Source organism: Nocardia brasiliensis (assembly GCF_011801125.1).
GTDB lineage: Bacteria > Actinomycetota > Actinomycetes > Mycobacteriales > Mycobacteriaceae > Nocardia > Nocardia brasiliensis_C.
Genome location: NZ_CP046171.1, coordinates 941,632 through 965,906, shown reverse-complemented (window position 1 = coordinate 965,906; position 24,275 = coordinate 941,632). Strand labels below are relative to the sequence as shown.

The window sequence follows — 24,275 nt, the reverse complement described above, 5'->3', positions numbered from 1 at the left end:
CGCGGCGCCAGCCGCGAGTACCCCCTCGGCAACCCGTCAGCCGGTAACCGGTTCCGGTGTAGCGGTGAGATAACCACCGCGTCTGAAGAATTCGACACCGTCGTGCTCCACGCCGTCCGCAGTGCGCACCCTGGTCAGCACCAGACCACGATTGCGCCCGCGCACCGGATCCGGTCCGCACACCACGACACCGCCGCCTTCCTGCACGATCACCCGCCCCGCGGTGCCGCCGTAGCAGGCCGCGGACACCGAGGCCGAGAGCACCTCGATCCGCTCGCCCCGGTAGTAGGCGAACGCCCGCGGGTACGGCTCGGACAGGGCGCGTACGAAACGCTCCAGATCCACCGCGTTCCACTGCCAATCGATCTGGCTGTCCCGGTCGGACCGCTTGTGGAAGTAGGTGCGCTCGGCCTTGTTCTGCGGGCGCCACACGGCGTTGCCGGATTCGAGCAGGCTCAGCGCCTCGTGCACCGCGCCGGGGATGAGTTCCATTCCGGCCAGGACCAACTCGGTCCCGGTCGCGTCCGGCGGAATCGGCAGCGAGCGCTGCACCAGGATGTCGCCGGTGTCGAGCTGCTCGTCCATCCGGTGCACGGTGAGCCCGAACTCCGACTCGCCGCTGATCAGCGCCCACAGCACCGGCGAGAAGCCGGTGAACTTCGGCAACAGCGAATCGTGCAGATTGAGCGTGCCGTGCGGCGGCAGGTCGTAGAGCTCGGCGGGCATCCAGGTGTACCAGCTGTTCACCACGATGACATCGGGTTCAGCCCGCTTGACCAGATCGATCGTCTCGGCATCGGCGCGCTCGGTCAGATGCACCGGAACACCGTGCTCGCGCGCGAGCTCCTCGACCGAATCCGACCAGATCGCCTTGTAGGACTGCGCACTGGCCGGATGGGTCACCGCGAGCACCACCTCGTGCTCCGAATCGAGCAGCGCCTGCAGGGTTTTGCGGCCCCAGGTCTGGAAGCCGAACGACACGATGCGCATGAACCGAACCTCATCCTCGAAATTAGTAAGGCAAGCCTAGCCTACTGGTTGGCCGCTGTGTTGCCGGACCACGGAATCGCCGCGGCGCGGGCGGGCGTCGAGGCGAGCACCCGATCGGACAACTCACCGAGGCAGCTGAGGTTCGGAAACCCGGGGCCCTGCGCGAGGCCGGCGAGATTCGGCAGATAGAGCTTGGTGTCGAGCCCGGATATCGCGAGATCATGACCGATCGCGGCCTCGATGCGCGACTGCGTGATCGGCCCGCCGATGGCCAGTTCGACCAGATCCGCCGCGTCCGAGTCGAACAGCTCGAGAAACCACAAAGGTTGCCCGCCGGTTGCGTCGACCACGAGGTCGAAGGTGTGCACCTGATCCGGACGCAGTTCGTTGCGCAGCGTGAGCGCGACTCCCGCGCCCTGCTCGGCGACCCGCATCACCCGCCCCTGCAGATGATGAACCCGGCTGTCGCCCAACAGGTTCTCCTGCACACGCACCGAGAAGACGCCGCGATCGGTGCGCCGGACGACATCGCGCCGCTCCTGCAGGCTCAGCGCTCGCCACTTCGCCGGATCGCTGTACAGCGAGTTCTCGAAGTAACTTTCGCCACGGGTATAGATGGTGGCCGCGGGCGAGATCACCGACACAGTGAGCACGTCGTGGCGGACCAGCTCGTCCATCGCCGAACCGGCGGTCTCGCCGCCACCGATCACCGCGGCCCGCGACGACGCGGGCAGCCTGCGCTTACCCGCGAGATCCCAGAAGTCCGCGATGCTCAACACCTTCGGATGGTCGGCCAGCGCGCGGCGCGAGTGCCCGGGACCGGTGATCATCAGCCCGTCCGCGTCGATCTCACTGATCGCACCGTCGGCGTCGGCCACCGAGACCGTCCAGCCATCGGCGGCGGGCGAGATCTTGCGAACCGAACCGAGCACCAGCTCGAGCTCGGTTTTGCGGGCGACCCACTGCAGGTACTTCGCCCAGACGTGGTGGTGCGGGCTCGGCCGCCCCCGGTCGACCCATTCGGCGTAGGTACCACGCTCGACCAGGAACGACGTCCAGCTGAACGCCATCATCGCCTCGTTGATCGCGTGATTGTGACCGCGCGCCCAGGTCGAGTGATACGGGAAGCCGACATCCTTCTCCGGGCTGGTGCCGAGCCGGTGCTGACCGTCGGTCCAGCCGCCGCTCGGCAACCAATTGCCGCCCACCGCATGCGATTCCACGACGATGACCTGGGGTGCTGGCAGATCCAACGCACGAAGCACATGCGCTTTCGCCGCAACCGCCATCGCCTTCGGACCAGCGCCGACCACGAGAAGTCTGTCCACCGGTACTCCCATCTGTGATTCCAGCCACCTCGCAGCTATCGGATCGGGCCGTCAGCTGCGATGACGGTCGGCGAGGCCAGTCGACCGCACGACGTCGAGCGGGTGGCCCGCCCTAATGTGCATAGGCTTACCTTATATTTATGGGCAGTGCCAGCACTGTGGCGAAGAACCCAGGAGCGGCATCACCACGCCCCAAAGGAATGGAAACGCAGATGATCAAGCGCAACGCCCGCGTGGCTACCGCGGCAATCGCCCTCACCGCCGCCGCCTTCGGCGCCCTCGGCACGGTGGCCACCGCCGCCCCCGCGACCGCGACACCGTCCATCGTGCGCACCGCCGCACCGTCGGCCGGCGAACTCCAGTCCAAGCTCGCGCTGGTACTGAACTCCGGCGCTGCGCGTTCCGCGCGTGCGGCCGAGCTCGAGGGCGGCGAGGCCGACCTCGCGGTCGTCGAGCGGGTCGGCGGCGTCATGGGCAGCGTGCCCGGCCTGACCTGGGCGGTGCAGAACCCGAACGCCTCGGGCGACACCCTCGATGCCGATCTGATGGTCACCGTCCCCGGCTACGGCACCTTCCCGCCGATCCAGATCGCCTGGCGCCAGATCGACGGCACCTGGAAGCTGACCAGCGAGTCCGTCGACACCATCGCCTACTACGCGGGGCAGCAGCGCTGATCGCGTAGCGCCGCAACGACATCGGGCCCGGTGCCGCGCATCGGGCCCGATCCATGCCCCCACCACGAGACTTTCGACTTTACTTAGGCTAGCCTTAGCCGCATGGGTAAAGGAGCCAACGGTCTCATCCTGAAGGCGTGGCGGGCAGACGACTATCGCTTCCGGGTCACCTCGACCGAGAGCATCACGGACAAATACCAGCGCATCGGCTTCACCGCGGGTGGCCTGCTGGCGAACCATCCCGTGCACCCCACGCAGTGGATCAGGCTGTGGATCCCCGACGCCGAGAGCGACAAGCTGCACCAGCGCGGCTACACCCTGGTCGATCAAGATCCCGAGAACGACCACTTCTACATCGAATTCGCGCTGCACAGCGGCCCGGCCAGCGCCTGGGCACAGCGCGCCGCGGTCGGGGACGAGATCGAGGCGTGCGTGCTCGGCTCGAATTTCCGGCTGCCCGAGACCACGCCGAGTGAATACGTCATCTTCGGCGACACCGCGGCGCTGCCCGCGATCAATTCGCTGCTCGACGCCATCGGCGATACGCCGGCGCGGGTCTGGCTGGAATGGCAGTACGAATCCGACACCACCCTGCCGGTCCGCAACAAGCCGCACCATCAGGTCACCTGGGTGCAGCGGATCGACGACGGGCGGTTGCTGCGTGAGCAGGCTCATGAGATGTCGTGCGCGAAGGACGCGTTCGGCTGGGTCACCTGTGACGGCCACACCACACGCTCGATCGTCAAGACGCTCAAGACCACTCACCAGTTGCCCAAGACCGCGATCAAGTCGCAGGCCTACTGGAAGTAGGCCCGCTCTGCGCCGGAGTCGCTTCTCTCCACCGGCCTGCTCGACCACTATCTGAGGTAGTCGCGCGCAGACGCGCTCGTAAACCAGACTGAGACCCGCGGGCACGGCCCCTGCACGACGGCCCGTGCGTAAGACCCGCTCGCGGTGTCGAATCCACGAGCGGGTCCGTCGCCGGGTCAGACCGCGGCAGGCTCCAACCGCCAGCCCGCGGCACGGGAGCGCTCGTTCCAGAAGTCGGCGTATCGCCCGCCCGCCGCCAAAAGTTCCGCGTGGGTTCCCCGTTCGACGATCCGGCCGCCGTCGAGGAACAGAATTTGATCGGCGTGCGCGATGGTCGCGAGCCGGTGCGCGACCACGATGACCGTCTTGTCCTTGGTGAGCTGGTGAATTCCGCGCACCACCACCGCCTCGCTGTGCGGATCGAGCGCGCTGGTCGCCTCGTCGAGCAGCACGATCGGCGCGTCCTTGAGCAGGGCGCGCGCGATCGAAACGCGTTGCCGTTCACCGCCGGAGAGCGCGGCGCCGCCCTCGCCCACCGCCGTATCGAGGCCGTCGGGCAGGCGCCGCACGATCTCGTCGACCCGCGCCGCTTCGGCCGCCGCCCAGACCTCGTCGTCGGCGGCCTCGGGCCTGCCGATCCGAATGTTGTCCGCCACCGAACGATTGAAGAGATAGACGTTCTGGAAGACCAGCGACAACTGACCGAGCAGCGTCTCCGACGGCTGCTCGCGCACGTCGTGCTCCCCGACACGCACCTGGCCCGTGTCTACGTCGTAGAAACGGGCGGCCAGACGCAGCAGCGTGGTCTTGCCCGCTCCGCTCGGACCGACGATCGCCGTGGTCGTGCCCGCGGGCACGCTGAAGCTCAGCTCGGTGAGCACGGGCTCGCCCGGCCGGTAGCCGAAGCTCACGTCGTCGAACTCCACCGCGGGCGCACCCGGCGTGACCGCCGTCTTTGCCTCCGGCAGCACAGGTTCGGTGAGCAGCTCGGTGACCCGGTCGACCGCGCCCGCGGCCGCGCGCAGTCCGTTGGCCAGCTGCGCGGCCTGGTTCAGCGGCTCGATGAACCGCGAGCTCACCGCGATCAGCGCGATCGCCGCCGCGGCTGAGAGCGCGCCACCGGTGCAGCGGCTGACCACCACGTACACCAGCACCAGGAACACCGCCTGCACGAACAGCGCGAAAACGATCAGGCCGGGCACCGCGGTGAACACCATTCTGCTGATCGCCGAACGCTGCTGGTGCAGTGCGGAATCGAGGGCGCGGTTGCCCGCGCCGACCGCGCCGAAGGCCCGCAGCACCGGCTGTGCCTGCGCGAACTCGACCACCCGCGCGTCCGCCTCGGCGGCCGCGGCGTGCACCCGCTCGTCGGAGGTGGTGTAGGCCCGGTTCGCCAGGCTGTTCACCACGAACAGCACCGGCGCCGCGAGCAGCATCGCCACCGAGATCCGCCAGTCGATGAACAGCATGCCCACCGCGACGCCCAGCGGCACGATGATGCTGTTGAGCACCTTGGCCAGCAGATACGCGACGGCGCCCTGGATTTCGCGCACGTTCTCCACGGCGATCCTGGACAGCTTTCCGGCGCTGGCGGTTTCGAACCAGCCGAGCGGCAGCGCGTTGAGGTGGTCGCCGATTCGGGTCTGCACCTTCAGCTGCATGCCGACCGCGATCCGAAGTCCGAGCACCGCCTGGAGGTAACCGAAGATCGCGACGCTCGCGACCGCCGCGATCATCAGCAGTGCCCAGAACCAAGCGCGGCCGAGGTCACGATCGAACATGGCCTCCAACACCGGAACCAGCAGCAGATAGGCGACGGCCTGGCTCAGCGCCTGCGCGGTGATCGCGGCGAACAGCTTGGGGGTCAGCGGGGCGAACTCGTCCGGGACGAGCCCGAGCACCTTGCGGATCATCGCGCCGTTTCCTTTTCGATGAGCGAGACGGCGCCGAGCGCCGCCTCGTTGATTTCCCAGAGGCGCTGGTAGGTACCGCCGGCCCGGTGCAGGCTCTGATGGTCGCCCTGCTCGACGATGGTTCCGTTCTCCAGCACCAGGATTCGGTCCACGCCGGTGATGGTGTGCAACCGGTGCGCGATGACCAACACGGTCCGGCCCGCGACGAGCACCGCGAGCGCGTCCTGCACGGCGGCCTCGGACTCGGGGTCGGCGAACGCGGTCGCCTCGTCGAGCACCAGCACCGGACTGTCCGCGAGCAGCGCGCGGGCGATCGAGAGTCGTTGCGCCTCACCGCCGGACAGGCTGGCGTCGACACCGATCTCGGAGTCGTAGCCGCGCGGCAGCGCCATGATCCGGTCGTGGATCTGGGCGGCCCGTGCCGCGCGTTCCAATGCGGCGTCGTCGGCGTCCTGATCCGCCAGCCGCAGGTTCTCCCGGATACTGCCGCGGATCAGTCGCACGTCCTGGAAGACGAATCCGACCGTGCGATACAGCTCTTCGGTCGAGTAGTCGCGAATATCGCGGCCCCCGATGGTGATCCGGCCGGAGTCGACGTCGTAGAAGCGTGGAACCAGCTTGCCGAGCGTCGATTTGCCCGATCCGCTCGGGCCGACCAGCGCGGTGATGGTACCCGGCCGCAGCTCGAGCTCGACGTCGCGCAACACCTGGTGGTCGCTGCGATAGCCGAAGCCGACCGCTTCGAACCGCACCACGCCCGGCTCGTCGGCCGACGCCGGTGTGCCTGTCCCCGTGGCCAACTCGGTTGTCTGCTGGAGTTCGTGCAGGCGCACCGCCGCCGCACTCGCGGCGCGCAGCGCCTGGCCGCCGTAGCCGAGGCCGAGCAACGAGCCGCCGAGCCCCAGGCCGACCAGCAGGAACGGCAGCACATCGAGCGGGGCGAACCAGTCGAGCCCGACCCCCGCCAGTCCGGCGAGCACGATGAGCACCATCACGAACACCGGGGCGAGCGTGATGTCCGAGGCCGACTGCAGCCGGATCATCGGCGTCTTCCACCGGTCCAGACTGCGGGCCTGACCGTCGGCCGCCTCCTGGAATTCGCTGTGCGCCTTGCCCGCTTGACCGAACGCGCGCACCACCTGGATGCCGTCGACGAACTCGATCGTCGCCTCCTGCACCCGGCGCTCCCAGCGGTTGTAGACCGCCAGCCGGTCCCTGCTGTCCTGATCCATCATCTTGCTGAGCGCGATCGCGTACGCCACCAAGGGAATCAGCAGCACCAGGGTGAGCCGCCAATCGACGGTGACCAGATAGCCGAGGGTCACCAGCGGCACGATCAGCGCGCCGACGAACTCCAGGCGCGCGTGCGCGATCAGATAGTGCAGTGCTTCGACATCGTCCTGGAGGTACTTCTTCACCTCGCTGGAGGTGCGCTCACCGAACCAGCCCAGCGGCACCCTGGTCAGCTTGGCCGCCAGCGCCCGTCGGACGGTGAGCTGGTAGCCGGCGTCCACCAGGTGCGACCAGGTGAGCGCGACCGCCTGCAACAGCCCGCGCACGAGCAGCACCAGCATCGCCGCCCACACCAGGCGCCAGACCCGATCGGTGTCGACCTCGGTGGCGAGCAGTTCCCTGGCGGCCTCGACGATCAGCACGAACGGCACGACGGTGCACACCGAGGCCACCGCCATGATCAGGCTCGCCAGCGTGAGCGTGCGCCGGACCGGGGCAAGGATTTCCTTGCGGGCCTGCGCCTGCTGCCGCTTGCGCGCCTTCTGTACCGCTCGGGGCGGTCGGTTCCCCGTCTCCGCCGCGGGCAGCGGCGCGACCTCCACCGTCATATTTCTTCGCCTCTCGACCATCATCCGATGTCTCGCCCGGAATCGGACTCATCCAAACACAGAACGATCCGAGAAGATAGGCTAGCCTAAGTTGGCTGGTCCGCGACTTTCGGTACCGATGCGGGTGACCGACGCCTCGGTCCGCCGAACCGCGCATATCGCGCCGACTATCCGAATTCTTCGAAATGTCGATCAGCACCCGATCGGCGGCCGCATTCCGGCCAACTACGAAATGGGTTCCGGTCGCACGGATTTCGGCGGGAAGAATGCTCCGTGAACGGCTCCCCAACCTGGCCCGATAGCACGCGCGCATGGCTAGTTTCGGCGACTACCTGGAAAAACTGCGTTCGGAGCCGTGAAAATGTTTGTTACACATATCATTTCCACAATTTCACACTGTTCCACCGATCCCGGCGAACTCACCCCGGCGCAAGCGCACCGTGCCATGCAGATCCATCTGTGCTGCAGCGTGGACCTGTGCCGGGTGCGCAGGCGGGCGCGGCAAACCCTGGTCGAATCCCGCCGGATGGTGCTGGACGAGCGGGCCACGCCGTAGCGATGCGGCGCGCGCACCCGGAATCGGCGCGAGCGGGTCGGCGTGGTGACGAGCATGGGGGCGGCATCGCCATCTTCGCAGGCACCGCGCGGATCGACGAGACCGCACCGCCCGCCGCCGAAGTCGCGGCATTCACCGAGAAGTATCGCGACGGCCTGGCCGGGCTGTCGATGACCGCCGAACAGTTCTACACCGAATACTCGGCCGTCGTACGCATCCGACCGGATCGGCTGCGCGGCTTCTGAGCCCGCCTGCGGAACTCCCGGAAAACCACGACGACTTGGCCTTGTCTCCCAAGCCGCCGGAAGGGACGCACGGGACAGGGCCTAGGGTCGATGCCGATGAGAAGGCGGCAACAACCGCCGTTGCCCAAGCGGCACGGCCTTGACCCGGCCCGGCTCCGGCTGCCGGAGGACGGCGACTGGGCGACGATTCGCGACCACCTGGTGCACCGACTGCCCCGGGTGGATCCGGCCCGCATCGATGAGCTGCTGCGCAACGGCGAGATCGTCGATCTCGACGGTCCGATCGCACCCGACGCGCCGTATCTGCCCGGCGGAGCCGTGTGGTTCCACCGCGACCTGCCCGTCGAGACGGAGGTGCCGTTCGAGATCACCATCGTGCACCGCGACGAGACGCTACTGGTGGTGGACAAGCCGCACTTTCTCGCGACGATCCCGCGCGGGCAGCACATCCTGCAGACCGCGCTGGTGCGGTTGCGCCGCGAGCTCGATCTGCCGGAGTTGATCCCGGCGCATCGGCTCGATCGGGTCACCGCGGGACTGGTGCTGTTCGTCATCGATCCGGCCCGGCGCGGGGCGTATCAGACGATGTTCCACAAGCGCACGGTGCGCAAGGAATACGAGGCGATCGCTCCTTACAACCCCACGCTGACGCTGCCGCGGGTCGTACGCAGCCGAATCGTGAAGGAGAAGCACGTGCTCGCGGCGCAGGAGGTCGCGGGGGAGCCGAACGCCGAGACCGCGATCGAGCTGCTCGAGCACCGCGACGGTCTCGGCCGCTATCGGCTCCGCCCACACACCGGCCGCACCCACCAGCTGCGCCTGCACATGAACAGCCTCGGCATCCCGATCCTCGGCGACGATTTCTATCCGGTGCTCACCGACAAACCGGTCGACGACTTCACCCGCCCGTTGCAGTTGCTCGCCGCGACACTGGAATTCACCGATCCGATCACCGGCGCGCCGCGTCGGTTCGAGACCACCCGCACGTTGCAGGCATGGACCGATCCGGCGGGGTGGGCCGGCTGACGCACTGGTGGTCAGCCGGCCCGGACGTCCGGCGCGGTGGCTCGAGCCGCGCCGGACGTGGTCCACTCAATTGAAACGAGTTCCAGTCAGACTAGCGCGCGAGTAGCGGCCACACGCGCGGACCGGTGGATCGGGAGAATTCGGGTAGACCGCCCACAAATGACCGATCGATCAGCACCCTCGGCGACCATCCGTACACTAGGCGGGATGCTCGCACCGGAACTCGCGGACGAGGCCACGCCCCGCCACAAGACGCATGCCTATATCGATGTGGCGGTTGTCGTTCTCGCGCTGGCGGGCACCAATCTCATCGCCCACTTCACCACCGCGTGGGCGAGCATCGTGACCGTGCCCGTCGCCGCCGTGGTGCTGCTGGCACTGATGCGCAGGCGCGGGCTGCACTGGCACGAACTGGGGCTTTCGCCGCGGCAATGGAAACGCGGCACGCTCTACGCGCTCGGCGCCGTGGGCGTGGTGCTCGCCGCGGTCGCCATCGGCGCGGCACTGCCGATCACCCGGCCGTTCTTTCTGGCCGATCGCTACGCCACCATCTCCGGCGCGCTGATCGCCTCGATGATCGTCATCCCACTGCAGACGGTGATACCGGAGGAGCTGGCGTTCCGCGGGGTACTGCACGGCACGCTCGACCGGGTCTACGGCGCACGTGGGGTGTTCGCGGCGGGTTCACTGCTGTTCGGCCTGTGGCACATCGCCTCCTCGCTGGGTCTCACCAGCAGCAATCGCGGGCTGACCGGGTTCGTCGGCGGCGGCGTCGCCGGACAGATCGCGGGCATCGCGCTCGCCGTACTCGCCACCGCCGCGGCGGGCGTGGTCTTCACCTGGCTGCGTCGCCGCAGCGGCAGCCTGCTCGCCCCGATCGCACTGCACTGGTCGGTCAACGGCGCGGGCGCGCTCGCGGCCGCCATCGTGTGGCACACCACCCTCACCTGAGCTCCGGCTCGTCGAAATCGACCACCACTCAGCGCAATTCCTCAGCCGTCGCCGTGGCCATATCGCCGCCGGCGATACCGGCGTGTTGCTCGAAACGGTGTGTCGGGAGTGAAAGGTGGGTTTACCCGGACCTTTCCTCCGAGCGAGTTTCCGGTGCAAATTATTTCGCACATGTTTTCGAGCGTCGGCGTTGACCTCGGCCTGTGCCAGGTTTAGTCTCACTCCGATCACACATACGTTCGAGCAAGTAGGTCTGCTGCACGATCTGCTCCGGGAAGGCTCGCGATGCGCGACGAACAATCGACCGGCAGTTCCGAAATCGCCGCGTTGGCGCAGCGGGTCGAAACCGCTCGCGGCAAGTTGCCCCTGCAATACGACGCGGCACTGTTCGAGGTGTTGTCCGAGGACGAGATCGCCGCGGAACGAGAACTCGCGGAATGGGTTCGAGCGCAACGACGTAAGCAGCGCAAACAAGCTGTCGAAGCCGAGCTGGCGGCGGAGCGGCGCGACCGGCGCACCGCGGCCCGCATTCGCCGCTCCGACGAGGACGACGCCCGATGGCATCGGCGCGCACTGGCCGCGCGCAGGCGGGTGTCGAGCCAGGACGCCCGGCTCGCCCAGCTGTACCGGCGCGCCGAATGGTCCTCGCGCGCACTGATCGCGGTGGTCGTGCTCGGCATGGTGTGGGCCGGGGTCAACGTGCAGCACAACCTGGTGCCGAGCGGCGACATGTCCGATCCGCTGTACTGGTTGAGCTACGGCATCGAGGCGATGATCTCGATCCCGATCATCACCATCATGGTCGCCGCCACCACCGCCGCCCGCTGGGGCCGCGAACTCGCCCGCGGCAAGGTGGTGTTCTTCGAGACCGCGTTGCTCGGCACCACCATCGCACTCAACGCGGGCCCGCATCTGACCGCCGGCTCCTACGGAAAGGCCGCGGAGTACGCGATCGCCCCCGTGATGGTCGGCGTCGTGATCTGGTTGCACGCCTGGGTTTCGGCCCGCTACGCACTGCTCATCGACGGGGCCGCCGTGGTCGACGCCGAGCCGACGACGGTGCGGCGACCGGTCGAACGCGGATACACCGTCGAGGCGCCCGATGATCTCGCGTGGTTGCCCGCGCGCACCGACCCTTCCGCGCCGAGCGGACAGTTGGCGGCGCCAGATCCGCTGCTGCGCGGGGAGACCCCGGTGGACGACCAGCGTGTCAGCGGACAGGGCGTGCGCAAGGACGATTCGCTACCGACTTCGCCCGCCGCCGCCACGGCCGGATACAGCGTGCGCGCGGCCGGAACCGCTGCCGACGAGCGAGCAATGCGGGCAGGGAACGAACTCTCCCGGCCCGCGGCAGACCGGCAGACCCTGGACCAGACCACCACCTCCGCAGAACCGGCGACCAACGGCCGTGAGGTTCCGGGGCTTTCGACCGCCACGGCAGGCCCCTCGGTGACCAACGGTCATGCGGTGCACGGTGAGCAGCAGCGCGACTACGCCGATGCCGCCGCCAACAGCGCTGCGGCACAGGACGTCTCCGTCGACAACCACCAGCCGCCCACGAGCCCGACCGCCACCCGGTCGAGCAACGGGCACGCGGTTTCCACGGTCAATGGACAGACCCTGCCCACGAGCAACGGGCGGCCGTTCGGCCACGCGTCCACCGGTTCCACCACCAATGGCTGGGCAGTCCACGGTCTTTCGTCCGCCGACGGCTACCCACTGCCGACATCTACTGCAAACGACGGTCGCGTGCAGCGCGATACCGACGAGCACGCACCCACCAACGGGTACGTCGAGCACGCCGGATCGGACGAGGACGGCCAGCCCCGACGATTCGCGTTCGAGGCGACCCTCTCCGACACGCGGGACTTCTCGACCGATGGCGCAGGCGAAACACCCACACTTCCCAATAGCCAAGACGCCAGTGCGCAGGCGACCCAAGGTCTCTCGGCCGCCGCGGAGCAACCGACGGCTGACCCGACCGAGTCTGCCGGTCCCGCGCACAACGGGCACGCTATTCGCAAGACCGATGGATACGAGATGCCGGGCCACCTGAACGAGTCGCCCCGCCCCACCGTCAACGGAAACGCTTGCACCCCGACAAACGGGTACACCCGTCCGGCCGAAACCCGCCCCGTGCAAGCAACGCATCCGATCAACGGCCATGCCGCACAGTCCTCTTCATTCGGCCAGCGGGACTCGCAGGACTCGCTTCCGGACCAGACCCGGAGCAACAGCCGAGCCCAGACCAACGACCGCCCCGCGACCGACAGTCATGCCTCAGCTAGCGGCCCTGCCACGACCAACGGGCACGCCACGACCAACGGACATGCCGTAACCAACGGGCATGCTGTCAGCGGACGGGCCGGTTCGCCCAGTGGGAAGCCGCTCACCAATGGTGAGGGGCGAGGGAATGGGCATGGTGGGGTGAATGGGCATGCTATTCCGCTGTTTCCGATGCACGAGGTGGCTCGGGAGCAGACCGAGCCCGGCGGCGCGGTTGCGCCGATGAACGAGCCCACCACCGATGCGCCGCGCGGCGACGATCCCGAAGAGCCTCACCCTGGTGACCCCATCAGGAAAGCCGCTGAAACCATCGCCGACCGCGTCGCTCAGGCGATCTCGGGCACGTCCAAACCTGCCGCTCGCCAGAAGTCCGTCGCCTCCGACGAGACGCGTGCCGCGGCGGCCGAGAGCGAGCAGTTGGTCCTCGATGAACCAGCCGAGGCACCCGGGCCGCGCGCCCACGTCGCACCGAGCGGCACCGTCGCCCGCCGCCCGATCGAGCCCGAACCCGAGCCCGCGATGTTCGAGGACGAGGACGAGTTCGACGAGGACAACGAAATCGCCGTGATCGCCCATGAAATCGTGCGACGGCGCATGTCGAATCTCTCCGCCGCCCAGCTCGCGGAGATCCTCCGCCTCGCCGACGAGGCGTGGGCGACCCCGGGCATCGCCAACGAGGTGGGTGTGTCCCGCGCCGCCGTCGATCGCGCGGTCGAAGCGGCCATGAAGGTCCGCAGGCCCTACGCGATCAGCGGCTGACACCGGACGCCGCGCGCCCGCCACCACCGCATACCGCGCACCCTTTTCCGCATCCGCGCAGACAGTTTCAGCAGTTCGCCGCAAGTAGGTGAAGTCACGAAGGTGCGTTTCGGCGCGCACCGCGATAGTTCGATCACACCATCTATACGGCACCGTATATCGCGGGCTACCCTCGATCTATACGTAGCCGTATAGATGGCAGGGTCCGGTTCCCGCAGACCGACCACGTCACCGACGCTGGAAACGGCGTACGCAGTCGAAGGAGCCTGCCGTGTCGAAACAGTCCACCACCTCCCCCATCGGCGACCGAAAGTATTCGGCCGCACGCGAATCCGAGCCGACGGTGATCGAGCTCCACGACATTCCCGAAGCGCTGCACCAGCTCGTCACGCTCACCGGCGCCGACTACCTGGACACCTTCACCATGCTCACCGACGCGGGTCCGGCCTGGTCCCCCGACCGATGGGCGCACGCGGCGTTCGAGGACGTCGCAGGACTTGGCGGCCAATTCATCTGGCGCGTGCTGCTCGGCATGCGGCTCGCGTGGCGGCGATCCTCCGCGCATATCGCCGGGTGGCGGATCGTGGGGCACGGCGACGATTGGATCCGGCTCGAGGCGCGCTCCTGGATGCTGACCGGACAGCTGATCCTGAAACTCGAGCAGGACCAGGTCACGCTGGTCACGGTCATCCGATACGACCGGCCGATCGCGGCATCGCTCTGGACGCGGCTGTCCGCCGTACATCGCAGCCTGGTACCCGGCCTGCTGCGCGATACTCTCGCGAAATTGGCGGCTGGATCAGCCCACCACTGAACAACAGCGGCCGCCAGCCGGACCAACCGGCGGGCGGCCCTTGCTATTTCGGCTATTGCCGCAGTTCTCCCGCGTTCGCGGGCCCGCTGCCCGCAGGTGCGTCCACCCGAACCGAGGGTGCGTCGACACCGCCGGATTGTTCAGCACCACCGGGCTTTTCATCTCCGTGCCCCGACCACCAGGCACGATGTCCGAGCAGCGCCGTCAACGCCGGGGTGAAGAACATCGCCATCACGAACGCGGCGATACCGATACCGACCGAGATGGCGAAGCCCATCTGCGCGAGCACATTGTTGCCCGCCAGCATCACCCCCGCCGCGGCCACCGTCGGCCCGGTATGCCGAAGGCTCAACGCCGCAGCCTGCTTCGGGTCGTTTCCGGCACGCGCTTCCTCGCGCAGCCGGGCGGCCATCAGGATGTTGTAGTCCGTGCCGAGCGCGACCACGAACAGATACATGATCAACGGCAAGGTGAAGATCAGTCCCGAGTTCCCCTGGATGTGCTGGAAGACCAGCACCGCCGCCCCCAGCGTCGCGGCGAAGCCGAGGAACACCGAGACCATCAGATACCACGGTGCGACGAGGCTGCGGGGCAACAGCCCGGGCACGACCATGATCAGAATCGCGGCCACCGGGAACACGATCAGGTAGTCCCGATTCATCGCGTCCTGGAAGTCGGCGATCGCCCGGTCCTGGGACAACCGCGGCTCGCCCACCTGTCCGACGCCGGGCACCTCGGTCAGCGCCGAGCGGAAGGTCGTGAGCTGCTCGGCCGTCAAAGCGCCATCGGAGCGGAGCAGGACATGCGAAGGCTGCGTCGCGCCGGCGGGCATGCCCTTGAGCAATTCCTTGTTGTAGACCACCGATTCGGAGGCGTCCGACGTCGAGCCGGAGGTCAGGTCGAAGGTCGGGTTGAATCCGACGGCGAGAATGCCGAGCGCGACGAGCAGACCACCGAGGCCAGCGCGAACGCGGCGGGACGCCGCCCCAGCGCCGCACCGATCGCGGCGAAGCGCGCCCCCTTCGGCTCCGCCTGTATAAGTAGGTGTATACGTATAACGCAAGACCCGAACCAAACCCACCAGAACCCCAGGTCTGGAGAGCCACAACCCGTGATAACCATCGACGTCCAGCTATCGTTGGTGGCATGACCGCCACCTATGCCTACGACGAACAGCCGAGCAGTGGACACCCACTGCGCCCCGGCGCGTCGCCCCAGGACATTCGCTCGGCGCTACTGCCCACCGACCGCGCGGAGTTCGACAGCGCGTACGAGCAGGCCCTTGTCGATGCCCGGAAGAGCCTCGATCTGACCGAACTCTTCCGCACCCTCGAACTCTGGCGGCGCACCGCACTTCTGCAAAGCGACCGCGAAAACTATCGCAACGTCGTGCGTAAAGCGGCCGAGCTGATCACGGGTGCCGCGATCCCCGAAGACGAACCGCTGGAAGTCACCCGCGCCAAAGCCGGCATGTAGGTGTACAGAGTTGAGAACGACCCTGACGTAGCTCAACAAATCGCAGCCCTCCCGATACCCGCACTTGCCTCGTTCGCGGAGCTGCGAGTCACCCTCGAAGTCAGCCCGTGGAGCGGCGATTCGGTCAACCGCGCGAATCCCGATGCACCGGTACGAACGCTGCCGTTCGGGGTGCACCAAGAAGGACTCGCGACCTACCTCGTCGTAGAACAACGCCGCGAGGTCCATCTGCTCATGATCCAGTGGATCGGCGACCTCGGCTGATTGCGTAGCAGCCGCGTAGAGATTCAGGATGCGATTTCGCTGACCGGCGTGGGGTCGTTTGCGGGGGTGGGGTTGCGGCGGTTCATGAGGCGGACCAGGAGGGCCAGGCCCGCGCCGAGGGCGATGCCGAGGAGGGCGGCGGCGGCGAAACCCGCGGCGAAGCCGCCCGCGTCGATGGCCAGGCCGGCGAGGGAGCTGCCGATGCCGTTGCCGAGGGTGAGGGCGGCACCGTGCCAGCCGATGGCTTCGCCGCGGCCGCCCTCGGGGACGATGCGGCTGACCTGATCGAGCGAGGCGGTGACGGTCGGCGCGCAGAACACGCCCGCGATGAGACCGGTGATGGCCAGCGAGATCGGGCCGACCGCGAAGGCCATCGGCAGGGTGACCACGCCGAGGCCGAACAGCAGCAGATACGTCGAGATCGGACGGTGCAGGGCGCCATAGACGAGCCCACCGATAATCGACCCCAGACCCCAGATGGCCAGGACGATGCCGAGCCACTGCTGCGCGTCGAACTCGCGCATCGCGGAGACGAAGGTCAACTCGCTCGCGGCGAGCACCGAAATGGCAACGCTCGCACCGATACACAGCGCGACGAACTCGACTCGGAACCAGCTGCGCCGCGGTATCGCCGCCGCCTCGGCCGCGGGGTCAGCGGAACGCAGCGGCGGATTCATGATCCACAGCAGCACGCCGGCGAGCACGAGACCCATTTGCGCACAGAACAATACGATCGTCGTGGACCAGATGCCCGCGGCGGCGACGCCGATGATCGGGCCGACCATGAACGCGGCCTCCACCGATACCGCCTCCAACGCGAGCGCGGGCTGCCGATTCTGCTCGGTGGTCGCCGCGATCACCGCCTGGCGGACCACGGAAAATATCGGGACGCTGAACAATCCGGCGATCGCGGTCAGAATCAGCAGCGGGACATAGTCGACGAACGGCGCGATCGACCAGCACACCGCCTCGATCACGATGGACGGCAGAATCGTGCGCCGCAACCCGAACCGGTCGAGCAGCCTGCCCCGCCACGGTCCACTGAGCGCGATGCACACGGTGACCACCGTGCTCAGCGCCCCGGCCTGCGCATACGACCCGTCCAGCGTCTGCACCACATGCAACGCCAGCAGCACGGCTCCCGCGAAGAACGGAATTCGGACCAGGGATCCGAGCAGGAGAACATTGCGCACCGCCGCGCTCGCCAGAACCACCCGATACGCCCGCACCGACAGAGCTTGGCACGCTCCCGGCACCCGCCGCCAGCGATTTATCCCATGAATTCCGCCACCCCGGGTGGGAGCTGCAGGCACCTGGCCCACCACTCGACACCGCCTTGGCCGAACAGCGAAATGGTGGCTCGGTGGTAGTGCGGGACATCGCCAGATCGCCCGAGCCAACCCGAATCTCACGCGCCGAGGTCGCAGCGTATTGCCCGCCGGATGGGCGAAACCTTCGCACTCCGGACTGCCGCGAGCCCGATGCTTCCGAGCAAAGCCGCGCTCAGGAGCGTGCCCGGCCTCGGCGTTCTCCGGCGCACGAACGGTTCAGGCGGACAGACCCGCACGGTCGAGCAGATAGGTGGTCAGCGGTTCGTAGTACTCGGGGAAAACACCGTCGTCCAACGGGACGGTGACGGCGATCTTGCCTTCCGCGTGCCCGGCGAAGAGCGCGGGGTCGTTCGAGTCGGCGAAGCCGACAGTGTCGATACCGGCTTCGCCCGCCGCCCCGGCCCAGCCGTGGTCGGCCACGACCAGGTCGGGCCAGCCCGCCCCGTCGGCGAGTTCGTGCAGGATCGCCTGCATCGGCTGCGGGTCGTGCGTGTGCTTCAGGTAGCCGTTGGTGCCGAGCGCTGCCACCCGCGACGTGTAGACGATCTCGCGCCGGGCCGCGCCGTTGGGCGTGACGATGCGGTACGACCAGCCGGCGGCGGGGGTGAGGACCGTACATCCGTTGGCGCGCAACGCATCCTCGACCGCGCGATAGACACCCATGAGTGTTCCCGGATGCCCGGTCGCGAGCAGCACCGTTTCCTGGCGTTCGGCGGCGCGGCCGATGCGGGCACCCATCGCGTTGAGCGCGTCGAGGGTGAGTTCGGGGTCGATGGTGTCCTGCCCGTGCCGATGCCGGGGATCCGGATTGACGCCGCACAGTCGCGCCATCATCGCCAGCGTTTCGGTGAACGTCCAATCCTTCAGCGCCAGTCCGAATTGGTAGGCCGGGTCCTTGTCGACCATCCTGCGGTAGTGCGCCAGGTTTCCTTCGCGCGGTGTCGCGACCTCCCCCGCGATCTTGGCCTTCAATAGGTGCTTGCGCAGCAACATCCGGTCGTTGGACTGCCCTGCTTCCCGCGTGGATTCCACTGGTCACACCTCCGCATCGACCGACTGCGCGCTGAGCCCGACCTGCCGCAACACAATCCGACAGTACAAGCCACAACGGACATCCCGCAGAACGTCGGCATGTCACATGCCGCGCACCGAGCGCGGGCGCCGAATTCGGCGATGGGCGGCAACCCGATGCGGTGCGAACCCCGCAGCGGGCACACCTATTTCGGCAGATCGATGAACGGGTTGCGCACTTCCAAGCCCGCGAACTTCCGCCCGTGTTGCAGATCTTCCGACAGCAGATACTTCGCGCCGGACCGCACGGCGGCCTCGACGATCAGCGCGTCCCACCAGGACACAGTGTGTGTCTCCTGGAGGAAGGACGCATTGACGACGACCAGCGGGTCCATATCGATGGCGCACCATTCGCTGTACAAGGCGACTATGCCACGCGCCTTCGACTGACTCATCCGCGGCGACAGCTTACGAGTGGCAATGTTGTAGAACTCCTGAAGTACCTGAGTACTGAGCGCGCCGGTTTTACGGCTCCACAGGCTCTCCAAGACAGTCTGCGCGATCTGATGATTTCGGCCAGCATCCGCATCGTGCGCATAGACGAGGATATTCGTATCGATGAAGGTGCGCCCGAAGTCCGTCACGAGCTCCTGCACTCCCCCCGGTCATACAGCTCGTCGCGACTCCAGGTAATAGTCCCGCCATGCCCTGTCGCGTCCGCCATCGCTTGCAACGCAAGCTTTTTCGCATACTCGTAGCGATCGACATCCTGGGCGAGCTCGCGCACCTGCTGCGCAAGCAGCGCGCTGATGGAAGTGCCCCGATGGGCGGCGACCACCTTTGCCTGCGCGATCACCTCTTCGTCCAGCTGGATGGTCAGGTTTCTTTTGGGCATGCCACAGGATATCACGTGGAGCACGTGAGAATCGCGTGTTGTACGGGCCGCGTATCCAACGGCAGTTACGACAAAGGCCCGCTTCCCGAAACGGGAAGCGGGCCTTCGACATTCGGATCGGAGCGGCCTACTTGGCCTTCTCCAGCACCTCGACCAGACGCCAGCGCTTGGTGGCCGACAGGGGTCGGGTCTCCATCAGCTGGACGCGGTCGCCGATGCCGGCGATCTCGTTCTCGTCATGCGCCTTCACCTTGGAGGTGGTGCGAATGATCTTGCCGTAGAGCGGGTGCCGGTTACGGTCTTCCAGCTCGACGACAATCGTCTTGTTCATCTTGTCCGAGACAACGTAGCCGGTGCGAACCTTGCGGCTGTTGCGCTCTTCCACTTTCTGCTCACTCATGCCGCGTCTCCCTTGTCGGCGGGTCCGGTGGCCAGACCGAGCTCGCGCTCGCGCATGACCGTGTAGATGCGCGCGATCTCGTGACGAACCACGCGCAGCCGACGGTTGTTGTCCAGCTGACCCGTCGCCATCTGGAAGCGCAGGTTGAACAGCTCTTCCTTGGAGTCGCGCAGCTTCTGCACCAACTCTTCTTCGGTGAGCTCGCGGAGCTCTGCGGCCGGTGTTTCAGTAGCCATCAGAACTGCTCCTCCCTGGTCACGATCCTGCACTTCATCGGGAGCTTGTGCATCGCGCGGCGCAGGGCCTCGCGAGCGATCTCCTCATTGGGGTAAGACATTTCGAACATCACCCGACCGGGCTTGACGTTCGCGACCCACCACTCCGGCGAACCCTTACCGGAACCCATGCGGGTCTCGGCGGGCTTCTTGGTCAGCGGGCGATCCGGGTAGATGTTGATCCAGATCTTGCCGCCACGCTTGATGTGGCGGGTCATCGCGATACGTGCCGACTCGATCTGCCGGTTGGTCACGTAGGCCGGCTCCAGCGCCTGGATGCCGAACTCACCGAACGCCACCGAGGTGCCGCCCTTGGCCATGCCGGAACGACTCGGGTGATGCTGCTTGCGGTGCTTGACCTTGCGAGGCATCAGCATTGCGTCAGCCCTCCTGTGTCTCTGCCGGCGCGTCGGCCACCGCGGTGGCGGCGCGCCCGGCCTCGGTGCTGGTCGCCGTGGTGCCGGCGGAACCGGAGCGACGCGGGCGAGACGGACGCTCACGGCGCGGACGATCGCGATCGCCACCCGCCGGCGCGCTCGCGGCGGCCAGCTCACGCTTGCCACCGACGATGTCGCCCTTGTAGATCCAGACCTTCACGCCGATGCGACCGAAGGTGGTCTTGGCCTCGTAGAGGCCGTAGTCGATGTCGGCGCGCAGCGTGTGCAGCGGCACCCGACCCTCGCGGTAGAACTCCGAGCGCGACATTTCGGCGCCACCGAGGCGGCCCGAGCACTGCACGCGGATGCCCTTGACGTTCGGCGAACGCATGGCCGACTGGATGGCCTTACGCATCGCGCGACGGAACGCCACACGGTTCGACAGCTGCTCGGCCACGGCCTGAGCAACCAGCTGCGCATCGGACTCGGGGTTCTTGACCTCGAGGATGTTCAGCTGCACCTGCTTCTTGGTGAGCTTCTCCAGCTCGGCCCGGATGCGATCGGCCTCGGCGCCGCGGCGGCCGATGACGATGCCGGGACGGGCGGTGTGGATGTCGACGCGAACCCGGTCACGGGTGCGCTCGATCTCCACCTTGGAGATGCCCGCCCGCTCCATGCCGGTGGCGAGGAGCTTGCGGATGGCGACATCTTCCTTCACGTAGTCCGCGTACTGCTTGTCCGCGTACCAACGCGACTTCCAGTCGGTGGTGATACCGAGGCGGAAGCCATGGGGGTTGATTTTCTGTCCCATTTACTTTGCCCCTCCCTTCCGGCGGTTACGAGTTGCTGCTCCACCGGCGGCGGGGATGCTCTCGACCTCGATGGTGATGTGGCTGGTGCGCTTGCGAATCCGGAACGCGCGGCCCTGGGCACGCGGCTGGAACCGCTTCATGGTGGCGCCCTCGTCGACGTAGGCCGTCGAGATGACCAGCGTGTCCGGGTTGAGGCCGAGGTTGTTCTCGGCGTTGGCCGCGGCACTGGCGACGACCTTGGCGACCGGCTCGCTCGCGGCCTGCGGCGCGAACTTCAGGATCGCGAGGGCGTCCTCGACGCGCTTGCCGCGGACCAGATCCACGACACGGCGTGCCTTCATCGGGGTTACGCGAACATGCTTCGCCGTCGCGCGGGCGTGAGGGTTCTGAGTCTCAGTCGTCGACTGCGTCAATTTGCTCTTCGCTTCGCTCATCGCCGCTTGCTCTTCCGGTCTTCCTTGACGTGGCTCTTGAACGTCCTGGTCGGCGCGAACTCACCGAGCTTGTGCCCGACCATGTTGTCCGAGACGAACACCGGCACGTGCTTGCGACCGTCGTGGACGGCGAAGGTGTGGCCGATGAAATCGGGGATGATGGTCGAACGACGCGACCAGGTCTTGATGACCTGCTTCGTGCCCTTTTCGTTCTGCACGTCCACCTTCGCGAGGAGGTGGTCGTCGACGAACGGGCCCTTCTTGAGGCTGCGTGGCATTTCTTACCTCCTCCTTCAGCGCTTGTTCTTGCCGGACTTGCGGCGGCGGACGATGAGCTTGTCGCTCGGGCGGTTGGGCTTGCGGGTGCGGCCTTCCGGCTGACCCCACGGCGAGACCGGGTGGCGACCACCGGAGGTCTTGCCTTCACCACCACCGTGCGGGTGGTCGACCGGGTTCATGACGACACCACGGACCGTGGGACGACGACCCTTCCAGCGCATGCGGCCGGCCTTGCCCCAGTTGATGTTCGACTGCTCGGCGTTGCCGACCTCGCCGACGGTGGCGCGGCAGCGCACGTCGACGCGGCGGATTTCGCCGGAGGGCATACGCAGCGTGGCGTAGGTGCCTTCCTTACCGAGCAGCTGGATGCTGGATCCGGCCGAACGGGCCATCTTCGCGCCACCGCCCGGACGCAGTTCCACGTTGTGGATCGTGGTACCGGTCGGGATGTTGCGCAGCGGCAGGTTGTTGCCCGGCTTGATGTCGGCCGTGGGGCCGGACTCGATCGGGGTGCCCTGCACCACGCCCTTGGGGGCGATGATGTAGCGCTTCTCGCCGTCCACGTAGTGGAGCAGCGCGATGTTCGCGGTGCGGTTGGGGTCGTACTCGATGTGCGCGACCTTGGCCGGGATGCCGTCCTTGTCCAGGCGACGGAAGTCGATCAGACGGTAGGCACGCTTGTGGCCGCCACCGCGGTGCCGAGTGGTGATGCGACCGTGCGCATTACGACCACCCTTGCTGTGCAGCGGACGGATCAGCGACTTCTCGGGGGTCGACCGAGTGATCTCAGCGAAGTCCGAAACGGACGACCCGCGGCGACCCGGGGTTGTCGGCTTGTACTTACGAATTGCCATGAGTTCTTCTCTGCTTTCTGGATTCCCGTCCGCTTACGCGACCGGGCCTCCGAAGATCTCGATGGGCTTGCTGTCGGCCGAGATGGTCACGAGCGCGCGCTTGGTGTCCTTGCGCTTGCCGTAACCGAAGCGGGTCCGCTTGCGCTTGCCCTGACGGTTGGCGGTGTTGACGCTGGTGACCGTGACACCGAAGACCTTCTCGACGGCGATCTTGATCTGCGTCTTGTTGGAGTCCGGGTGCACCAGGAAGGTGTAGGTGCCTTCCTCGATCAGTCCGTAGGACTTCTCCGAGATGACCGGCGCCAGCAGGATGTCGCGGGGGTCGGCGATCGTGGTCACTTGCTCTCCTCCTGTGCTGCTTCGGCCGGGCCGTGCACGAAGGCGTTCAAGGCCTCGACGCTGAACACCACATCGTCGCTGTAGAGCACGTCGTAGGTGTTGAGCTGATCCGGCGCGATGGGCTGCACGTGCTCCAGGTTCGCCACGCTCTTCCACGCGGCCAGGTCCTCGCGCCCGACGACGACCAGGAACTTCTTGCGGTCCGACAGCTCGGCCAGGAAGCTCTTGGCGGTCTTGGTCGACGGGGTCTGCCCGGCGACCAGTTCGGTGACCACGTGGATACGTTCGTTGCGCGCCCGATCGGAGAGGGCACCGCGCAGGGCGGCAGCCTTCATCTTCTTCGGGGTGCGCTGGCTGTAGTCGCGCGGCTGCGGGCCGTGCACGGTGCCACCGCCGGTGAACTGCGGTGCGCGGGTCGAACCCTGACGGGCGCGACCGGTGCCCTTCTGGCGGTACGGCTTCTTGCCACCACCGGACACCTCGCCACGTGTCTTGGTCGCGTGCGTGCCCTGACGGGCCGCGGCCAGCTGCGCGGTGACGACCTGATGCATCAGGGCGATGTTGGCGGTCACGTCGAAGATCTCCGCGGGGAGATCGACGGTGCCGTTGGTCTTGCCGCCCGGTTCTTTCACCGGCAGCGTGAGGTTGGCCTTCTTCTCGAGGCTGGTCATGCGTGCGCACCACCCTTCACGGCGCTCTTGACGACGACGACGTTGCCGCGACGACCAGGGACGGCGCCCTTGATCAGCAGCAGGCCGTTCTCGACATCCACCTTGTGAACCGAGAGGTTCTGGGTGGTGACACGGTCGTTACCCATCCGACCCGACATGCGCATGCCCTTGAACACGCGGCCGGGGGTGGCGCAACCACCGATGGAACCCGGGCGACGGTGCACCGCCTGCGCGCCGTGCGAGGCGCCCTGGCCGGCGAAGCCGTGCCGCTTCATGGTGCCGGCGAAGCCCTTGCCCTTGCTGGTACCGGTGACGTCGACGTAGGTGCCCTCTTCGAACACGTCGGCGTTGATCTCCTGGCCGACCTCGAAGGTGGACGCGTCGGCGACGCGGATCTCGGCGACGTGGCGGCGCGGGGTGACACCGGCCTTGGCGAACTGACCGGAGACCGGCTTGTTCACCTTGCGCGGGTCGATGGCGCCGAAGGCGACCTGGACGGCGCTGTAGCCGTCGCGCTCCACGGTGCGGATCTGGGTAATAACGTTCGGTCCGGCCTTGATCACGGTCACGGGAACGACGCGGTTCTTCTCGTCGAACACCTGGGTCATGCCGAGCTTGGTGCCCAGGATGCCCGCCGCAGGCCTGTTCTTGTTGTCAGTCATAT

27 protein-coding genes are annotated in these 24,275 nt (G+C 67.2%); 8 read left to right on the top strand and 19 right to left on the bottom strand.

The annotated features are described in order from the left end of the window. Positions 1 to 36 precede the first annotated feature (36 nt). Together F5X71_RS04445 and F5X71_RS04440 are read right to left on the bottom strand one after the other, a co-directional pair. Positions 37 to 990, bottom strand: coding sequence for a methionyl-tRNA formyltransferase (locus F5X71_RS04445; protein ID WP_167460781.1), 954 nt, complete (start codon positions 988 to 990; stop codon positions 37 to 39). A gap of 41 nt (positions 991 to 1,031) precedes the next feature. Then, entirely contained in the window at positions 1,032 to 2,318 is a 1,287-nt protein-coding gene (locus F5X71_RS04440; protein ID WP_167460780.1) for a SidA/IucD/PvdA family monooxygenase, read from the bottom strand. Between the two features lie 212 nt (positions 2,319 to 2,530). On the opposite strand from F5X71_RS04440, the gene F5X71_RS04435 reads away from it, so the two are divergent. Both F5X71_RS04435 and F5X71_RS04430 read left to right on the top strand, forming a co-directional pair. Beyond that, positions 2,531 to 2,992 (top strand): hypothetical protein, encoded by a 462-nt coding sequence (locus tag F5X71_RS04435; protein ID WP_167460779.1) that lies wholly within the window; start codon positions 2,531 to 2,533, stop codon positions 2,990 to 2,992. Between the two features lie 102 nt (positions 2,993 to 3,094). Next, positions 3,095 to 3,802, top strand: coding sequence for a siderophore-interacting protein (locus tag F5X71_RS04430; RefSeq protein WP_167460778.1), 708 nt, complete (start codon positions 3,095 to 3,097; stop codon positions 3,800 to 3,802). Positions 3,803 to 3,978: 176 nt separating this feature from the next. On the opposite strand, the gene F5X71_RS04425 is transcribed toward F5X71_RS04430, so the two are convergent. Together F5X71_RS04425 and F5X71_RS04420 are read right to left on the bottom strand one after the other, a co-directional pair. Beyond that, positions 3,979 to 5,715: an ABC transporter ATP-binding protein gene (locus tag F5X71_RS04425; RefSeq protein WP_167460777.1), complete on the bottom strand. Its 1,737-nt coding sequence runs from the start codon at positions 5,713 to 5,715 to the stop codon at positions 3,979 to 3,981. Further along, positions 5,712 to 7,556, bottom strand: coding sequence for an ABC transporter ATP-binding protein (locus tag F5X71_RS04420; RefSeq protein WP_167460776.1), 1,845 nt, complete (start codon positions 7,554 to 7,556; stop codon positions 5,712 to 5,714). Before F5X71_RS04420 ends, F5X71_RS04425 begins: the two co-directional genes overlap by 4 nt. 558 nt (positions 7,557 to 8,114) lie before the next feature. On the opposite strand from F5X71_RS04420, the gene F5X71_RS04415 reads away from it, so the two are divergent. From F5X71_RS04415 to F5X71_RS04395, 5 genes are all read left to right on the top strand, one after another. Next, on the top strand, positions 8,115 to 8,357 hold the full coding sequence (locus tag F5X71_RS04415; protein ID WP_174817011.1) for a hypothetical protein: 243 nt from the start codon (positions 8,115 to 8,117) through the stop codon (positions 8,355 to 8,357). A 96-nt stretch (positions 8,358 to 8,453) separates the two neighbouring features. Next, positions 8,454 to 9,383: an RluA family pseudouridine synthase gene (locus F5X71_RS04410; protein ID WP_167460775.1), complete on the top strand. Its 930-nt coding sequence runs from the start codon at positions 8,454 to 8,456 to the stop codon at positions 9,381 to 9,383. A gap of 207 nt (positions 9,384 to 9,590) precedes the next feature. Continuing rightward, positions 9,591 to 10,334 carry a CPBP family intramembrane glutamic endopeptidase gene (locus F5X71_RS04405; RefSeq protein ID WP_167460774.1) on the top strand — a complete coding sequence of 248 codons (744 nt, stop codon included), beginning with the start codon at positions 9,591 to 9,593 and terminating at the stop codon, positions 10,332 to 10,334. A gap of 285 nt (positions 10,335 to 10,619) precedes the next feature. After that, a complete protein-coding gene (locus F5X71_RS04400; RefSeq protein ID WP_167460773.1) occupies positions 10,620 to 13,379 on the top strand; it encodes a hypothetical protein in 2,760 nt (919 codons plus the stop codon). A gap of 271 nt (positions 13,380 to 13,650) precedes the next feature. Next, a complete protein-coding gene (locus tag F5X71_RS04395) occupies positions 13,651 to 14,193 on the top strand; it encodes a hypothetical protein (protein ID WP_167460772.1) in 543 nt (180 codons plus the stop codon). Between the two features lie 52 nt (positions 14,194 to 14,245). Here the strand turns inward: F5X71_RS04395 and F5X71_RS04390 are convergent, their stop codons facing one another. Next, a complete protein-coding gene (locus F5X71_RS04390; RefSeq protein WP_238815713.1) occupies positions 14,246 to 15,256 on the bottom strand; it encodes an MMPL family transporter in 1,011 nt (336 codons plus the stop codon). Between the two features lie 83 nt (positions 15,257 to 15,339). Here F5X71_RS04390 and F5X71_RS04385 point away from each other — a divergent pair, with 83 nt between their 5' ends. Continuing rightward, on the top strand, positions 15,340 to 15,669 hold the full coding sequence (locus tag F5X71_RS04385) for a DUF6247 family protein (RefSeq protein WP_167460771.1): 330 nt from the start codon (positions 15,340 to 15,342) through the stop codon (positions 15,667 to 15,669). A gap of 287 nt (positions 15,670 to 15,956) precedes the next feature. Here F5X71_RS04385 and F5X71_RS04380 read toward each other — a convergent pair whose 3' ends face one another. The 14 genes from F5X71_RS04380 to rplC all read right to left on the bottom strand — a co-directional run bounded on the left by F5X71_RS04380 (position 15,957) and on the right by rplC (position 24,273). Then, positions 15,957 to 17,162, bottom strand: coding sequence for an MFS transporter (locus F5X71_RS04380; protein WP_238815712.1), 1,206 nt, complete (start codon positions 17,160 to 17,162; stop codon positions 15,957 to 15,959). Between the two features lie 318 nt (positions 17,163 to 17,480). Further along, positions 17,481 to 18,296: a phosphatase gene (locus tag F5X71_RS04375; RefSeq protein WP_203218266.1), complete on the bottom strand. Its 816-nt coding sequence runs from the start codon at positions 18,294 to 18,296 to the stop codon at positions 17,481 to 17,483. Between the two features lie 185 nt (positions 18,297 to 18,481). Further along, positions 18,482 to 18,919 carry a PIN domain-containing protein gene (locus F5X71_RS04370; RefSeq protein ID WP_167460770.1) on the bottom strand — a complete coding sequence of 146 codons (438 nt, stop codon included), beginning with the start codon at positions 18,917 to 18,919 and terminating at the stop codon, positions 18,482 to 18,484. Beyond that, on the bottom strand, positions 18,916 to 19,170 hold the full coding sequence (locus tag F5X71_RS04365; protein ID WP_167460769.1) for a DUF6364 family protein: 255 nt from the start codon (positions 19,168 to 19,170) through the stop codon (positions 18,916 to 18,918). The genes F5X71_RS04370 and F5X71_RS04365 overlap by 4 nt, the downstream gene beginning before the upstream one ends. 127 nt (positions 19,171 to 19,297) lie before the next feature. Beyond that, entirely contained in the window at positions 19,298 to 19,570 is a 273-nt protein-coding gene (gene rpsQ, locus F5X71_RS04360) for a 30S ribosomal protein S17 (protein WP_029892583.1), read from the bottom strand. Continuing rightward, positions 19,567 to 19,806 carry a 50S ribosomal protein L29 gene (rpmC, locus tag F5X71_RS04355; protein ID WP_014981663.1) on the bottom strand — a complete coding sequence of 80 codons (240 nt, stop codon included), beginning with the start codon at positions 19,804 to 19,806 and terminating at the stop codon, positions 19,567 to 19,569. Before rpmC ends, rpsQ begins: the two co-directional genes overlap by 4 nt. Beyond that, entirely contained in the window at positions 19,806 to 20,222 is a 417-nt protein-coding gene (rplP, locus tag F5X71_RS04350) for a 50S ribosomal protein L16 (protein WP_014349059.1), read from the bottom strand. The genes rpmC and rplP overlap by 1 nt, the downstream gene beginning before the upstream one ends. Before the next feature lie 4 nt (positions 20,223 to 20,226). Continuing rightward, entirely contained in the window at positions 20,227 to 21,033 is an 807-nt protein-coding gene (gene rpsC / locus F5X71_RS04345) for a 30S ribosomal protein S3 (RefSeq protein ID WP_029892584.1), read from the bottom strand. Further along, on the bottom strand, positions 21,034 to 21,468 hold the full coding sequence (rplV, locus tag F5X71_RS04340) for a 50S ribosomal protein L22 (protein WP_167460768.1): 435 nt from the start codon (positions 21,466 to 21,468) through the stop codon (positions 21,034 to 21,036). Continuing rightward, on the bottom strand, positions 21,465 to 21,746 hold the full coding sequence (rpsS, locus tag F5X71_RS04335; protein ID WP_039795442.1) for a 30S ribosomal protein S19: 282 nt from the start codon (positions 21,744 to 21,746) through the stop codon (positions 21,465 to 21,467). The genes rplV and rpsS overlap by 4 nt, the downstream gene beginning before the upstream one ends. 15 nt (positions 21,747 to 21,761) lie before the next feature. Beyond that, positions 21,762 to 22,601, bottom strand: a complete 840-nt coding sequence (rplB, locus tag F5X71_RS04330) for a 50S ribosomal protein L2 (RefSeq protein ID WP_014981658.1) — start codon at positions 22,599 to 22,601, stop codon at positions 21,762 to 21,764. 33 nt (positions 22,602 to 22,634) lie between these two features. Next, positions 22,635 to 22,940 carry a 50S ribosomal protein L23 gene (gene rplW, locus F5X71_RS04325; protein ID WP_167460767.1) on the bottom strand — a complete coding sequence of 102 codons (306 nt, stop codon included), beginning with the start codon at positions 22,938 to 22,940 and terminating at the stop codon, positions 22,635 to 22,637. After that, entirely contained in the window at positions 22,937 to 23,611 is a 675-nt protein-coding gene (gene rplD / locus F5X71_RS04320; RefSeq protein WP_167460766.1) for a 50S ribosomal protein L4, read from the bottom strand. Before rplD ends, rplW begins: the two co-directional genes overlap by 4 nt. Continuing rightward, complete coding sequence (gene rplC / locus F5X71_RS04315) at positions 23,608 to 24,273, bottom strand: 50S ribosomal protein L3 (protein ID WP_014981655.1); 666 nt, start codon at positions 24,271 to 24,273, stop codon at positions 23,608 to 23,610. Before rplC ends, rplD begins: the two co-directional genes overlap by 4 nt. Between the last annotated feature and the right edge of the window lie 2 nt (positions 24,274 to 24,275).

Coding starts and splice junctions, on each gene's coding strand:
- F5X71_RS04445 (WP_167460781.1), bottom strand. CDS start 990: ATGCGCATCGTGTCGTTCGGCTTCCAGACCTGGGGCCGCAAAACCCTG.
- F5X71_RS04435 (WP_167460779.1), top strand. CDS start 2,531: ATGATCAAGCGCAACGCCCGCGTGGCTACCGCGGCAATCGCCCTCACC.
- F5X71_RS04430 (WP_167460778.1), top strand. CDS start 3,095: ATGGGTAAAGGAGCCAACGGTCTCATCCTGAAGGCGTGGCGGGCAGAC.
- F5X71_RS04425 (WP_167460777.1), bottom strand. CDS start 5,715: ATGATCCGCAAGGTGCTCGGGCTCGTCCCGGACGAGTTCGCCCCGCTG.
- F5X71_RS04420 (WP_167460776.1), bottom strand. CDS start 7,556: ATGACGGTGGAGGTCGCGCCGCTGCCCGCGGCGGAGACGGGGAACCGA.
- F5X71_RS04415 (WP_174817011.1), top strand. CDS start 8,115: ATGCGGCGCGCGCACCCGGAATCGGCGCGAGCGGGTCGGCGTGGTGAC.
- F5X71_RS04410 (WP_167460775.1), top strand. CDS start 8,454: ATGAGAAGGCGGCAACAACCGCCGTTGCCCAAGCGGCACGGCCTTGAC.
- F5X71_RS04405 (WP_167460774.1), top strand. CDS start 9,591: ATGCTCGCACCGGAACTCGCGGACGAGGCCACGCCCCGCCACAAGACG.
- F5X71_RS04400 (WP_167460773.1), top strand. CDS start 10,620: ATGCGCGACGAACAATCGACCGGCAGTTCCGAAATCGCCGCGTTGGCG.
- F5X71_RS04385 (WP_167460771.1), top strand. CDS start 15,340: ATGACCGCCACCTATGCCTACGACGAACAGCCGAGCAGTGGACACCCA.
- F5X71_RS04365 (WP_167460769.1), bottom strand. CDS start 19,170: ATGCCCAAAAGAAACCTGACCATCCAGCTGGACGAAGAGGTGATCGCG.
- rpsQ (WP_029892583.1), bottom strand. CDS start 19,570: ATGAGTGAGCAGAAAGTGGAAGAGCGCAACAGCCGCAAGGTTCGCACC.
- rpmC (WP_014981663.1), bottom strand. CDS start 19,806: ATGGCTACTGAAACACCGGCCGCAGAGCTCCGCGAGCTCACCGAAGAA.
- rplP (WP_014349059.1), bottom strand. CDS start 20,222: ATGCTGATGCCTCGCAAGGTCAAGCACCGCAAGCAGCATCACCCGAGT.
- rpsC (WP_029892584.1), bottom strand. CDS start 21,033: ATGGGACAGAAAATCAACCCCCATGGCTTCCGCCTCGGTATCACCACC.
- rplV (WP_167460768.1), bottom strand. CDS start 21,468: ATGAGCGAAGCGAAGAGCAAATTGACGCAGTCGACGACTGAGACTCAG.
- rpsS (WP_039795442.1), bottom strand. CDS start 21,746: ATGCCACGCAGCCTCAAGAAGGGCCCGTTCGTCGACGACCACCTCCTC.
- rplB (WP_014981658.1), bottom strand. CDS start 22,601: ATGGCAATTCGTAAGTACAAGCCGACAACCCCGGGTCGCCGCGGGTCG.
- rplD (WP_167460766.1), bottom strand. CDS start 23,611: ATGACCAGCCTCGAGAAGAAGGCCAACCTCACGCTGCCGGTGAAAGAA.
- rplC (WP_014981655.1), bottom strand. CDS start 24,273: ATGACTGACAACAAGAACAGGCCTGCGGCGGGCATCCTGGGCACCAAG.